Here is a 13,417-nt window from a genome sequence, read left to right as displayed (position 1 = left end):
GGGTGACGCACAGATCACATCGTTCCTACCCGGGCGATGTGACATTTCCACATTGGCGGCTCCTCCTCGATGGCGAGACTGCAAGTTGCGCCTCATGCGCGCAGCTTCAACACGCCATCACAAAAGGAGACAGCAGCATGATTTCGCTCAGATCCGGTCTCGCGGCCGGCGCCCTGTGTGCCACGACCCTGGCGGCCCACGCGGTCGTCTCGCTGCCCGCACTGAACGTCGACACCACCAACATCACCGTCTCGGGACTGTCCTCGGGCGCGGTGATGGCGATCAACATGGGCTACGCGTACTCGGCGACCTTCCGGGGTGTGGGCATCTTTGCCGGCACACCGTACCTGTGCCAGTACCACTATCCGTATGGCAACTGCCAGAACAACAACGTCATCAGCACCGGCATGCTGAACGCCATGCAGGCCAGTATCGACAGCTGGAGCGGCGTGCAGATCGACAACAAGGCCAACGTCGCCACCCAGCAGGTCTATCTGTTCACCGGCACCAAGGATTCGACCGTCGGCCCGAATCCCATGCTGGCGGTGCAGACGCAGTACGCCGAGAACGGCGTGCCCGCCGCCAGCCTGATCCAGCGCGCCAACACCGCGCACGTGTTTCCGACCGACTTCAGCGCAACGGGGAACAACCCCTGCACGGTCTCCTTGTCGCCCTACATCTCCAACTGCGGGTATGACGGCGCCAAGGCTGTGCTCACACAGTTCTACGGGGCGCTGCTGCCGCGCAACAACGCGCCCGCGGCTGCGAACTACCGCGAGTTCAGCCAGCGCGAGTTCACCGGCAACCTGGGCATGGCCAACACGGGCTGGGTCTACGTGCCTGCGACGTGCGCGGCAGGCACCAAGTGCAAGCTGCACGTCGCTTTCCACGGCTGCACGCAAAGCTACTCCAACATCGGCGACCGGTTCATCAAGAACACCGGCTACACGCGCTGGGCGGACACCAACAACATCATCGTCCTGTTCCCGCAAGCGCAGGCCGACGCTAACCTGTACCCGACGCCCGCGAACGGCACCGTCGGCAATCCCAACGCCTGCTGGGACACCGTGGGCTTCTACGGCTGGGACTATGCGCAGAGGAGCGGTGTGCAGCTCTCGGCCGTCAAGGCGATGGTCGACCGCCTCTCCTCAGCCAGCCAGTAGGTTGCCTGCACCTGCACCTGCACGTGCACCTGCACGTCGCGCGCCTCCGGGCGCGGCGGTGAGTGGTGCCGGGCTGGCTTCGGCCCTCGCGGGCCACGGGTGCGCGCGCCGCTCCTGGTGCTGCCTTCGGAACTGGGCAGGCGTCATCCCGGTCCAGCGCAGGAAGGCCCGCCTGAAGTTGGCCGAGTCCGAGAAGCCGGTGATGAGCGCGATCTGCTCGACACTGGCCCCCGGCCGCTGCAGGTGCTGGGTCGCCATGCTGTGCCGGACCTGGTCGGCGATGTTCGAGAAGGACGTGCCCTCGACGGCGAGCCGCCGCCGCAGCGTGCGCTCGGTCATCTTGAAGTTGGAAGCCACCGTCTTCATGCCGGCGCCCGGATCGGGCAGCAGGCGCAGGGCCTGGTAGACCTTGCCCGCGAAGCCGAGCGAATCCTCGATCTCTGCCAGCAGGCCTTCGCAGGCCGTCTGGAGCGCGGCGGAGGTGAAGGAGTTGGCCAGCCTCGGGCGCTGCGAGAGCACTTCGCCATCGAAGCGAAGCTCGTTGCGATGCCAGCCGAAGACACAGGGGCACTGCAGTTGCTCGGCGTAGATCGACCGGTGCGGCGGCGCGGGATAGGCGAAGCGCGCCAGGTTGGGGCGGACTTCGGGCCCCAGGAGGTCATGGATCTGGGTGGCGAGCTGGGCGAACTGCTGCTCGACCAGGAAGACACGCAAGGCCTCGGGCAGCTCGCGGACGACGCCGTCGCCGAGCACCCAGAGCGCATCGTCTCCCTCGGTGCGGGCTTCCAGCGTCATGGCGCCGGCCATCAGTCCCTGGTAGGCCTGGGCCAAGCGGAAGTAGTCGCCCACCGATTCGCAGGACAGGAGCATCAATCCGCAGGTGCCATGGTGGGGCAGGTGCAAGGCGCGCCCCAGCTGGAACGCCAGGCCGGGGTCGGCTCCGAGCTCCAGCGCGTTGCGCCAGGCCCCCAGGTGCTGCATTACCGACGTGCGGCAGGCCACATCCTCAAGCGCCGCGGCGTCCAGCCCGGTGCCGGCCAGCACCGCGTCTGCCGGCAGGCCCTTGCCATGGAGAAGCCGGACCAGTGCGGCAATCTGGTAGGGAGGGTAGTGCCGCCTCCAGGGCGGCGGTATCCGGTGTGACATGCGTCGGACTCGCCAGGGTTATCAATCCTGGCTCGAGTCTCTGGCGCGGCGTGCCCGGTGCCTATGTCGTCATGTCACACAGAAGAGGTCGCAGCGATGTGAGCACACCCCGCGGCCCTCGCCCGATCAGAAGGTCGCGCAGGTGAAGGATTCGGCGGCGTTCACGTCGCCCGAACCCTTGTACTTGGGCCACGCGGGGTAGTCGCACAGCGGGCGCTTGCGGCCCGGGACCCCCGCGGTGTCGGTGGTCACCTGCCCCTTGGGGGCGGTGCCCTTTTCTGCCCATTGCTCCAGGGCGGTCAGGGAGTCCCAGGTCGCGTTGAACACGGTGCTCACGGCATGTCCGTAGCCCGCGACTTCGTAGTAGCGCGCGAAGCCGTCGACGTAGCTCGGGCCGAACTGGGCCTGCAGGCGCTGGTAGAACTGCTCGGTGGCGCGGGTGCTGACCAGCACGTCCGACAGGCCGTGCGCGAGCAGCAGCTTGCCACCGCGGGCCGCGAATTCCGACAGGTCGCTGCTGACGTCCAGCATCGTGCTCAGCTCGCTGAGCCGGGCGCCCCAGGGTCCGGGGTTCTCGGGGTCGAGCGACAGCGAGTCGAACTGCAGGTCGCGCGTCACGCCGTACTTGATCGTCTGGTCGAGTTGCTTGGTGATGTAGGGCGCGCCGGCCGGCACGGGCATCGCCGGCTGCTCGGTGCCGAAGTTCAGGAAGGTCACGGTCGGCTGCAGCGGCGACGGGTTGCTGGTGATGCCGAGGTCGGCGCCCCAGACGTTGTAGCCCGGGTAGCCGGCGGAGCCGCTGGCAACGAAGAAGTTGAAGCTCGTCGCGGTATTGATCGTCTTCAGGGCGGTGATCTGCGCGTCGGACAGGCAGTTGTCGCCCGTGTCGGCGCCGTTGGCGCAACGCAGCGGGGCGCCGTCCACCGTGGCCACCGAAGGATCGAAGACGCTGTTGCACTTCAGCTGGTTGCTGACCAGGCCGTCGGCGACACCGTCCAGCGTGTCGCAGGCCTGCAGCACCGCCTTGAGCAGCAGGGCGCGCTTGGGCGTGTTCGGGTAGGCGCCCGGCTGCGCCAGGGCGCGGCTCATGCGATGGCCGCCCAGCATGGCCGACAGCTGGTTCCACGCGGGGTACCAGGCGATGATGCCGTCCCAGTCCTGCGGCCAGCGCTGTGCCACGGACACGGCCTCGCGGCCACCGGTCGAGCCGCCGGCGAAGTACGACTTCACCGGCGCCCCGGCCGCATAGCGTGCCTTGATCAGGTAGATGGCGGCGTCGTGCGTCTTCTTGAGCGCATGGCCGCCGAAGTTGCGGAAGGCCTCGTCGTTAAGCTGGAACTGGCCGTCGAGCGAACCGGCGGCGTTGGCCTGGTGGCCGGAGTCGCTGGCGAAGGTGGCATAGCCGCGGCCCAGCGGCGTGGGCTGGTCGGCCGGGCCCGCGGGCACGTTGCCCGCCACGTTCGGCAAGGTGCCGTCGAAGCCGCCTCCGCCGAACATGACCACCTTCTTGTTCCAGGTGGTGGGCAGGGCCAGGCGGAAGTTGATGCTGGGCGCGGTGGAGTCCACCGGCGCGATGCTGCCCAGCACGTTGCAGTACTCGGGCAGCGCAGCGGCGCCGGTGCCGGCCGCGGCGGTGACCGTCGCCGCCGTCACCTTGCCGCCGGTGGTCGGCAGCCCGATGGCCGAGGCAGGGATCTCCATGCCGACCAGGTCGGCGCACGCCTTGGGCGAGGCGACGACGGGAGGTGTGGTGGGTGTTGTCGGTGTGCCCGTGCCACCGCCGGCGCCGGTGCCGGCGCCGCTGATGTTGTAGCTGCCGCCACCGCCGCAGGCCGCCAGCGTGATCGCGCTCAGGCAGCCGAACAGGATCAAATGGTGTTGCTTCACTAGAGTCTCCAATGCTTCTTGGGTGGGGCGCCGTGGTCGACGACCACACCCAGCGCCTTGGCGGCCGATGTTGGAGCGCGGCATGACCGTCCGAAAGGTCGTGCGCGGAACGCCAGGAGTCATTTGCGGACAGCGCGGGAAAGCCCCAGGTCGGGTTTCCCAGGGGCGCGCACGGGGCCCCGCGCCGGTCCCCGCCTTCGCCCGCCTGGCCTGCGAGTCGATGACATCGAAGCGCCTGCAAATGTGTGTGTCCGGCACATAGGGTCCAGGGCGCGCTTTGCAGAGACTTCCGCAGCACAAGACAGCACCCGCGTGTCGCTCCGAGGAGCCCGCTGCGCGCGGCCACCGTTCCATCACTGAAGAAGGAGACAAGTCCATGACCGTCGTTCGCCACCTTGCCCGCGCCGCGCTGCCGGCCTCCCTGCTGCTGATTGCAGCTGCAGCGGTCCATGCCGCTCCCGTGAAGATCGGCATGGTCGAGACGCTGTCCGGCCCGCAGGCCTCCTCTGGCCAGGCCTACCGTGCAGGCGTGCGCTTTGCCATCGACCGGTTCAATGCCGCGGGCGGCTGGAACGGCGAGCCGGTGCAGCTGGTCGAGTACGACAACCAGGGCGGGCCGGCCGGTGCGTCCGAGAAGCTGAAGGCGGCGATTGCCGACGGCGTGCAGATCATCGTGCAGGGCTCCTCGTCGGCCATCGGCGGCCAGATCACCGAGGACGTGCGCAAGCACAACCTGCGCAACCCCGGCAAGGAGGTCGTCTACATCAACGTCGGCGCCGAGGCGCTCGAGCTCACGGGGGAGAAGTGCAACTTCTATCACTTCCGCTTCGCGGGCAATGCGCAGATCCGCGCCAAGGCCCTGGTGGAGGCGATGAAGGAGGCCCACGCGCTGGGCACCAAGGTCTACGCGATCAACCAGAACTACTCCTGGGGTCAGGACATGGAGCAGGCCATCGTCGACAACGCGAGCGCCGGCGGCTACCAGGTGGTGGAGAAGACGCTGCATGACGTGAACAAGATCCAGGACTTCGCGCCGTACGTGTCCAAGATCAGTGCCTCGGGCGCCGAGACGGTGATGACCGGCAACTGGTCCAACGACCTGCTGCTGATGATGAAGGCGGCCAAGGCCAGCGGCCTCAAGGCGCGCTTCGGCACCGTCTACCTCGACCAGCCCGGCAACGTCAGCAACGCGGGCGAGCTGGCGATCGGCAACTACGTGGCGCACGCCTTCAATGCCGAAGCCGCCGGTGCCGCCGGCGAGCGCTTCGTGGCCGACTACACAGCGAAGATCGGGCATGCCCCGGTGTTCGTCGAGCCGCAGACGGTGTTCGGCCTGGAGATGGTGACCGATGCGCTCAAGCGAACCAAGGCGGTCAACGGCGCGCTCGATGTCAATGCCTTCGCCAAGGCCCTGGAATCCGGCAGGCTCAAGACGCCGATGGGCGAGATGAGCATGCGCGCGGCCGACCACCAGGTGCAGATGCCGCTGGTGGTGTCGGTGGTGTCCAAGGACGCGAAGTACAAGGCCGACGGCACCGACATGGGCTTCAAGCCGGTCAAGGTGTTCAGCGCCGAGGCGGTGTCCGTGCCGGCACAGGCCAGCTGCAAGATGCAGCGCCCGGGCTGAAGCCCGCTGGTCGAGGACCGGATCGTCGGGGCCGCCGCTTCGCCACTACGATCCGGGCGTACAACCCCGCCGCATGGACGCGGCAGCAGCAAAGCGGAGAACAGATCCATGACCTCTTCCCTCGAAGGCCAGCTGGCCTGGGTCACCGGCGGTGGCAGCGGCATCGGCCTGGCCGGTGCCATCGAACTGGCACGCGCAGGCTGCCGCGTCGTCATCTCGGGCCGCGACCCGGCCAAGCTGGAGACCGCGCTGGCTACGGCCCGGCGCGCCGGCGTCGATGATGCTGCGATCATCGCGATGCCCCTGGATGTCGCGGACAAGGCCTCCGTGCAGCGCGTGGCCCAGGACATCCACGAGGCGTACGGGCCGGTCGGCATCCTGGTCAACAGCGCCGGCATCAACTTTCCCAAGCGCTACTGGGGCGACACCGACGGCGAGACCTTCGACAAGGTGGTGGCCGTCAACCTCAGTGGCGCCACCTACTGCACGCTGGCGGTCATCCACGGCATGCGTGGGCTCGGGCACGGCACGGTGATCAACGTCGCGTCGTTCGTGGGCTGGCACCTGACGCACCTGACCGGCCCGGCGTACACCGCCACCAAGGCCGGCATGATCGCGCTCAGCCATTCGTTCAACATCGAGGAAGGCATCCACGGCCTGCGCGCCACGGCCCTGTGCCCGGGCGAGGTGGCCACGCCCATCCTCAAGTCCCGCCCGGTCGCGCCGAGCGCCGACGACATGGCACGCATGCTCCAGGAAGAAGACCTGGGGCGCACCATCCGCTTCATCGCCGAACTGCCGCCGCATGTGTGCATCAACGAGCTGGTGATCTCGCCGGTGTTCAACCGGCTCTACCTTGGCGGGAAGGAGTTCGAGCGGCGCTAGGGGAGGCCGCCCGCGCGCCGGGGCCTCATTCGGGTGCGATCAGGCTCCACAGGCGCAGCGCCATGTGGATCTCCAACGCCCGCGCGGCATTGCCCCAATGTCCCAGCATGTCCTCGATGGTGGCCAGCCGCTGGCGCACGGTGTTCACGTGGATGCCCAGGCGCTGCGCGGTGGTCTTGGCGTTCTGGTTGCAGTCGAAGTAGCACAGCAGCGTGGACGCCAGCTGCGCGTTGCGCTTGCCGTCGTGCGCGATCACGGGGCCGATGGTTGCGTCGAGGAACTGCGACAGGCTCGCCTGGTCGTGCGTCTCGAACAGCGCCGAGTAGAGGGCCAGCTCGTTCTGCCCGAGCACCTGGCCCTGGATGCCCAGCCGCCCGAGCACGCCCAACGCGCGCCGGAGCGTGGCGTAGAGCGCCGGGATCTCGGCGGGCGACGCCGCCGGCCGGGAGAGCACGCCGCGATGCATCGCTGACGCATTGCGCCGCGCCCAGCTGGAGACGTCCTGGCGCAGGTCGAAGGCCCGTGGCGCGCCGCAGAGGATCACCAGCACGCCGTCGATCTCGTCGACCAGGGCGCGCTCCGTCGATGCCAGGGCGCGGAAGTGCCTTGCCGCGTAACCGGCGCCGGGCCCTTCCATCTCCACCAGCAGCAGAGCCAGCGGCTGCGAAAGATCGAGCCCCAGGCGCTCGGCCCGATTGACCAGCACGGCCGGCGCGTCCTGGCGCGGCGACACCAGGGTGCGCAGCAGTGCCGAGGCATTGCGGCTCTTGGCGGCTTCCATGCGCTCCTGCGAGAGCAGCACGATGCCGATCACGCTCGAGCTGCGCTCGAAGGTGCGCACCGCGACCTCCTCGAGGGCCCCCCGATGGAACAGCGCGATGGAGCCCAGCACGTCGTCGCCGCCGATCACCGGCATCACGCGGCAGCACTCGTCGCCTTCCTCGTAGGCCTGGACGGAGCGGCCCATCTGGCGGCTCAGGCGCAGGGCGTTTGCAAGCTCGGCGCTGCGCGCCCCGTGGGGCTCGTAGCCCTGCGCACCCAGGTCGGCATAGCCCGTTGCCGCGCCCTGGCTGATCACCTGCGCCGCCTCGTCCAGCACCAGCAGGCTGCCGCCGAGGAGCTGCGCGACCGACTGGCACAGCGTGGACAGCGAAGCGCCACGTGCCAGCAGCGACGTCATCTGCTCGTGTGCATCCGCTGCGGCCTGGATGCCGCGCAGGTGCCGCTCCAGTTCGGCACGCGTGGCGTCGGCCTTCGCCAGCGCCGCATGCACCGCCTCGAAATCGCGCGCGTTCTTCAGTGCCACCGCGCCGTGGGTGGCGAGCGTGCACAGGATCGACAGGCTCTGCGTGGTGTGGACCCGGTGGTAGCGATCGGCCACGAAGAGCAGGCCGATGACCTCGCCCTCCCAGAGCAGCGGCACGCCGACCAGGGCGGCGATGCCGTCTTCGCGGAAGATGTCGTCCAGCCCCGCGTCATGAGCGAAGCGCGTGTCGTGCAGGTAGTCCGCCGTGGTGAAGGGCAGACGCGTGGACATCACCACCCCTGCGACACCGCGGCCGCGCAGCGTGACCATGTCGGACACGCGCGGCGAGATCGCGCCCTGCGCCACCAGCACGCGGAACTCGTCGCGCGCGGGATCGTGGACCGACAGCCACGCCAGGTCCGAGCCAAGCAGCTTGCGTGCGCGCGTCACGATGGCGCCCAGCAGGCTGGTGAGGTCGAGCCGGCTCGAGAGTTCCTGCGCCGACTCGATCACGGCCAGCATGCCGCTCTCGCGCTGCTGCAGCAGTTCGAGCCGGTTGCGCACGGCCATCGCCATGCGCACCGCCTCGACCAGGTTGGACTTGCCGGGCAAGGCGGCGGGCAATGCCTCGACCTCGACCATGCATTGCGTGAATTCGTCCGTGGACGTGCCCTGGTGCAGCAGCTGGACAAGCTGCAAGGCGATCTGCTCGCCGGTCTCCTCTTCAGTGGTGCGCATCGTGCTGTCTCGAATTCTTGTGTCGACGGGGCATGGCAATTCCGGTCCCCGTGGCTGGAGCTAGGCTAACAGAGCCGGTCATCGCCGGCATGAGGAGCGATGACATCCAAGCCGGGGAAAAAGTGTGCGTCCGGCACATAGGGCGGCGAGCGGCCCCCGCGGAGACTCTGCGGCAGACGACGCGGCGCCATGGGTGGCGACGTGCGAGCGTGGAGGAACCTCATGCCCCTGTACGAATCCCTTCGACCCCTGCCGGAGCTGCGCGTGCTCGTGACCGCCGGTGCCAGCGGGATCGGTGCCTGCATCGCGCGCGCCTTCCAAGAGGCCGGGTCGCGCGTCCACGTGTGCGACATCGATCGCGCCGCGCTGGACCGCCTGGTGACCGAAACGCCCGGCATTACCGGCAGCATGGCGGACGTGTCGGTGGCGGCCGACGTCGACCAGGTGTTCGACGACGTGCGCGGCTGCCTGGGCGGGCTGGACGTGCTGATCAACAACGCGGGCATCGCCGGGCCGACCGGGCCCATCGAGAGCCTCGACGCGGGCGGCTGGGAGCGGACCGTGTCGGTCAACCTCAACAGCCAGTTCTACTTTGCGCGGCGCGCGGTGCCGCTGCTGAAGGAATCCGCGGCCAGCCCCACCCTGATCACGATGAGTTCGGTGGCGGGCCGCCTCGGCTACGCCTTCCGCACGCCGTACGCGTCGACCAAGTGGGCCATCGTGGGCCTGACCAAGTCGCTGGCGATGGAACTCGGTCCGCAAGGCGTTCGCGTCAACGCGATCCTCCCCGGCGTGGTGGAGGGCGAGCGCATGGACGGCGTCATCGCTTCGCGCGCGGCGGCCCTGGGCATCAGCGCCGAGCAGATGCGGGAGGAGTACCTGCACAAGATCTCGCTGCGGCGCATGGTCAGCGCGAGCGATGTGGCCGCGATGGCGCTCTTCCTGTGCTCGCCCGCGGCGCGGAACCTCAGCGGCCAGGCCATCAGCGTCGACGGCAACCTGGAGTACCTCTGAGCCATGGACTGGATCCTCTTCTCGCTCCTGAACGGCGTGATCCACGGATTGCTGCTGTTCATGGTCTCGGCCGGGCTCACGCTCATCTTCGGGATGATGGGTGTGCTGAATTTCGCGCACGCCTCTTTCTACATGCTGGGCGCCTACTTCGCGTACACGTTGCAAGGCATCGCGGGCTTCGCGCCGGCAGTGGTGCTGGCCACCCTGCTGGCGGGCGCGGTGGGCGCGGTGGTCGAGCGCTGGTTCCTGAGGCGCGTTCACCGCTACGGGCACGCACACGAGCTGCTGCTGACCTTCGGGCTGTCCTTCATCATCGCCGAGACGATCAAGCTGTTCTTTGGCAACTATCCGGTGGAGTACCGCATTCCGCCGGCGCTCGACGTCGCGGCATTCGTGATCGGCAGCCAGCAGTACCCGATGTACCGGGTGCTCATGGGCGCGGTGGCGCTGGCGATGTTCGCCGCGATCTACCTGCTGCTGACGCGCACCCGGGTCGGCATCGTGGTGCGCTCGGCCATCTACAAGCCGCGCATGGTGGAGGCGCTGGGCCACAACGTGCAGCTGGTCTTCATGGGGGTGTTCGGCGTCGGGGCCGCGCTTGCGGGCCTTGCGGGCGCCATCGCCGGCGCGTTCTACACCACCAACCCGAACATGGCGCTCGAAGTGGGGGTGATGGTCTTCGTGGTGGTGGTGGTGGGTGGCCTGGGCTCGCTGGGTGGCGCGATGCTCGCGTCGCTGCTCATCGGCGTGCTGACCTCGCTGGCCGTGGGCGTCGACCGCAGCCTGGCCGACGCGCTGGCGCTGGTGGGGGCGGGCGATTGGGCGCGCAGCACCGGCGGCCTGCTCACGCTCAAGCTGTCGAGCCTGGCGGCCACGCTCCCCTTTGCGCTGATGCTGCTGGTGCTGCTGCTGCGCCCGTCCGGCCTCATGGGCGAGAAGGCGTGATGATGATGCGCACTTCACTCCTGGCCTCGCTTGCGGCCCTGGCCGTGCTGGGGGCGCTTCCGATCCTGCTGCCGGCCGGCCTGCTCAACGCCTCGATCCAGGCGCTGATCGCCGCGCTGTTCGCCTGTGCCTACAGCCTGCTCGCGGGGCGCGCCGGCATGCTGTCCTTCGGGCACGCCGCGTACTTCGGTGTCGGCGCCTTCGCCACGGTGCACGCGATGAACGCGCTCGGCGGCACCGGCCTGCTGCCGACGCCGCTGATGCCGCTGGTCGGCGCCATCGGTGGGCTGGGCTTCGGGCTGGTGGCAGGTTGGTTCGCCACCCAGCGCAGCGGCACGGCTTTCGCGATGATCACGCTGGCCATCGCCGAACTGCTGCATGCGCTGGCCCCGCAGCTCAAGGGCTGGTTCGGCGGCGAATCGGGCATCTCGACCATGCGGATGCCGGCCTGGGGGCTGAGCTTCGGCTCGACCGCGCAGGTGTACTACCTGACGCTGGCCTGGGTGTTGGTCTCGCTGGCGCTCCTCTACTTCCACACCCGCACGCCGCTGGGCCGGCTCACGCTGGCGCTGCGCGAGAACGAGCATCGGCTGCGCTTCCTGGGCTACGACGTGCACGGGCTGGGCGTGTCGGCCTTCGCGATCTCGGCGATGTTCTCCGGCATCGCCGGGGGGCTGCAGGTGATGGGCAACGAATCGGCCAACTACGTCGTCTTCGATGCCGGCGTGTCGGCCACGGTGGTGCTCAACAGCTACATCGGAGGCGTCGGCAGCTTTCTCGGTCCAGCGCTGGGCGCCGCGCTGATGAGCTTCTTCGGCTATGCGGTGTCCGACACCACGCAGTCCTGGCTGCTCTACCAGGGCGCGCTGTTCGTCCTGGTGATGATGTTCATGCCCCAGGGGCTGACCGGCCTGGCCGCCGCGACGACGCGTCTGGTCGCACGCCGCGGAATCGTGGCGGTGCTGCCCCTGGCCCTGAGCGCGGTCTTCGCCGGGCTGCTGCTTGCGGCCGGTGCGGTCTTCGTGGTGGAGCTGCTGCAGCGGCTGTTCTCGCAGGACTATCGCTCGCTGGCGCGGATGAGCGGGAGCGCGCCACCGGTTCTGCTCTTCGGCCGTGCATGGTCCGCCACTGCGCCTGGCACCTGGTTCGTGCCGGCGGGCCTGCTGGCGGCAGGAGCGCTCATGACCGGTGTGTCGCAGCGCTGTCATCGCGCGCTGGTGCTCGCTGCTTCGCGCGAGGTCCCAGCGCCTGCCGCACCCCTGGGTGAACGAGTCCTGCCATGAACGACGCCATTCTTTCCCTGCGCGGCCTGCGCAAGTCCTTCGGCGATACCGAGATCATTCGCGGCGTGGACCTGGAGCTTCGCGCCGGCGAGCGGCGCGCCCTGATCGGCCCCAATGGCGCGGGCAAGTCGACCCTGTTCCACCTGGTGTCGGGCAATCTCGCGCCGACTTCGGGCGAGGTGGTGTTCGACGGCCAGCGCATCACCGGCTGGGCGCCGCAGCGGATCAACCGCCTCGGGCTCGCGCGCTCCTTCCAGATCACCAACATCTTTCCCAAGCTCACGGTGTTCGAGAACATCCGGCTGGCGGTGATGCGCCACCACGAGCGGCAGTACACCTTCTGGCGCCCGATCGATCGCTTGTCCGGCCTTCGCGCGGCCACGGAGGCGCTGCTCGAGAAGGTGCGGCTGCAGGCCCAGGCCGGAACGTTGGCGGGCGAGATGTCCTATTCCGAGCAGCGCTCGCTGGAACTGGCAATGACGCTGGCGTCCGACCCGAAGACCATCCTGCTGGACGAGCCCATGGCCGGCATGTCCAACGAGGAGACCCACTACACGATGGAACTGATCCGCGAGGTGACGGCGGGACGCGCGCTGCTGATCGTCGAGCACGACATGGACGTGGTGTTCGCCCTGGCCGACCGCATCAGCGTGCTGGTCTATGGCGAGGTGATCGCCACCGGCACGCCGGAGCAGATCCGCAGCCACCAGGGCGTGCGCGAGGCCTACCTGGGCGAGGAGGCTGCAGCATGAGCGCACAGTCCCCTTCGCTGTTGCATGTCGACGACCTGCAGGCCCACTACGGCAAGAGCCACATCCTGCGCGGGGTCAGCTTCAGCGTCGCGCGCGGGGAGGTCGTCAGCCTGCTCGGGCGCAACGGCTCGGGCCGGTCGACCGCCCTCAAGGCCATCATGGGCCTTGTGCCGCCGAGCGCGGGCCGGGTGTCGCTCGACGGCCGGGATCTGGCCGGTGCGAAGCCGCATGCCATCTGCCGCGCCGGCCTGGCCTACGTGCCGGAGGAGCGCGAGGTGTTCGCCAACCTCACGGTGGACGAGAACCTGCGCATGGGCGAGCAGACGCCGGTGCAGGGTGCCCGGCGCTGGACCGTGCAGCAGATGTTCGACTATTTCCCCCGCCTGAAGGAGCGCCGCGGCACGAAGGCCGGCAGCCTCTCGGGCGGTGAGCAGCAGATGCTGACCATCTGCCGGTCGCTGCTCGGGAATCCGCTTGCCATCCTGATCGACGAGCCCACCGAGGGCCTGGCGCCCAAGATCGTTGCGCAGGTGGGCGAGTGCATCCAGGACATGCGGCGCCAGGGTGTGTCCGTGGTGCTGGTCGAGCAGAAGCTGGCGATCGCACTCAAGGTGTCGTCGAGGGTGTGCGTGATGGGCCACGGCCGCATCGTGTTCGAGGGCACGCCCGCGCAATTGGAGGCCGACCGGGGATTGCTGTCCCAGTGGCTGGCGGTTTGAACAACAGGAGCA

Annotated in this window: 11 protein-coding genes; 8 read left to right on the top strand and 3 right to left on the bottom strand. The window is 68.7% G+C overall.

Annotation, left to right across the window (positions count from 1 at the left end; genetic code table 11):
* Positions 1 to 137 precede the first annotated feature (137 nt).
* Positions 138 to 1,163, top strand: a complete 1,026-nt coding sequence (locus BLW05_RS27310; RefSeq protein WP_093166711.1) for an extracellular catalytic domain type 2 short-chain-length polyhydroxyalkanoate depolymerase — start codon at positions 138 to 140, stop codon at positions 1,161 to 1,163.
* Here the strand turns inward: BLW05_RS27310 and BLW05_RS27305 are convergent.
* Entirely contained in the window at positions 1,149 to 2,309 is a 1,161-nt protein-coding gene (locus tag BLW05_RS27305; RefSeq protein WP_093166710.1) for an AraC family transcriptional regulator, read from the bottom strand. The genes BLW05_RS27310 and BLW05_RS27305 overlap by 15 nt on opposite strands.
* A 126-nt stretch (positions 2,310 to 2,435) precedes the next feature.
* Positions 2,436 to 4,196: a tannase/feruloyl esterase family alpha/beta hydrolase gene (locus tag BLW05_RS27300; RefSeq protein ID WP_256330523.1), complete on the bottom strand. Its 1,761-nt coding sequence runs from the start codon at positions 4,194 to 4,196 to the stop codon at positions 2,436 to 2,438.
* A gap of 376 nt (positions 4,197 to 4,572) precedes the next feature.
* Between BLW05_RS27300 and BLW05_RS27295 the strand changes: the two genes are divergently transcribed.
* On the top strand, positions 4,573 to 5,823 hold the full coding sequence (locus BLW05_RS27295; RefSeq protein ID WP_093166708.1) for a branched-chain amino acid ABC transporter substrate-binding protein: 1,251 nt from the start codon (positions 4,573 to 4,575) through the stop codon (positions 5,821 to 5,823).
* 108 nt (positions 5,824 to 5,931) lie between these two features.
* A complete protein-coding gene (locus BLW05_RS27290) occupies positions 5,932 to 6,708 on the top strand; it encodes an SDR family oxidoreductase (RefSeq protein ID WP_093166707.1) in 777 nt (258 codons plus the stop codon).
* Between the two features lie 25 nt (positions 6,709 to 6,733).
* On the opposite strand, the gene BLW05_RS27285 is transcribed toward BLW05_RS27290, so the two are convergent.
* Positions 6,734 to 8,692: a helix-turn-helix domain-containing protein gene (locus BLW05_RS27285; RefSeq protein WP_093166706.1), complete on the bottom strand. Its 1,959-nt coding sequence runs from the start codon at positions 8,690 to 8,692 to the stop codon at positions 6,734 to 6,736.
* 222 nt (positions 8,693 to 8,914) lie between these two features.
* On the opposite strand from BLW05_RS27285, the gene BLW05_RS27280 reads away from it, so the two are divergent.
* Genes BLW05_RS27280 through BLW05_RS27260 form a run of 5 tightly spaced genes read left to right on the top strand, consistent with a single transcriptional unit; the run spans position 8,915 to position 13,405 of the window.
* Positions 8,915 to 9,706, top strand: coding sequence for an SDR family oxidoreductase (locus BLW05_RS27280; RefSeq protein WP_093166705.1), 792 nt, complete (start codon positions 8,915 to 8,917; stop codon positions 9,704 to 9,706).
* 3 nt (positions 9,707 to 9,709) lie between these two features.
* The gene (locus BLW05_RS27275) at positions 9,710 to 10,651 is read left to right on the top strand and encodes a branched-chain amino acid ABC transporter permease (protein ID WP_093166704.1); all 942 of its coding nucleotides are present in this window, start codon (positions 9,710 to 9,712) and stop codon (positions 10,649 to 10,651) included.
* 5 nt (positions 10,652 to 10,656) lie between these two features.
* Positions 10,657 to 11,934, top strand: coding sequence for a branched-chain amino acid ABC transporter permease (locus tag BLW05_RS27270; protein WP_093166779.1), 1,278 nt, complete (start codon positions 10,657 to 10,659; stop codon positions 11,932 to 11,934).
* Positions 11,931 to 12,686 (top strand): ABC transporter ATP-binding protein, encoded by a 756-nt coding sequence (locus tag BLW05_RS27265; protein WP_093166703.1) that lies wholly within the window; start codon positions 11,931 to 11,933, stop codon positions 12,684 to 12,686. The genes BLW05_RS27270 and BLW05_RS27265 overlap by 4 nt, the downstream gene beginning before the upstream one ends.
* On the top strand, positions 12,683 to 13,405 hold the full coding sequence (locus tag BLW05_RS27260) for an ABC transporter ATP-binding protein (protein WP_093166702.1): 723 nt from the start codon (positions 12,683 to 12,685) through the stop codon (positions 13,403 to 13,405). The genes BLW05_RS27265 and BLW05_RS27260 overlap by 4 nt, the downstream gene beginning before the upstream one ends.
* The last annotated feature ends 12 nt before the right edge of the window (positions 13,406 to 13,417 follow it).

Source organism: Variovorax sp. YR216 (assembly GCF_900107745.1).
Classification (GTDB): domain Bacteria; phylum Pseudomonadota; class Gammaproteobacteria; order Burkholderiales; family Burkholderiaceae_C; genus Variovorax.
This window is presented reverse-complemented; position numbering and strand designations above follow the sequence as displayed.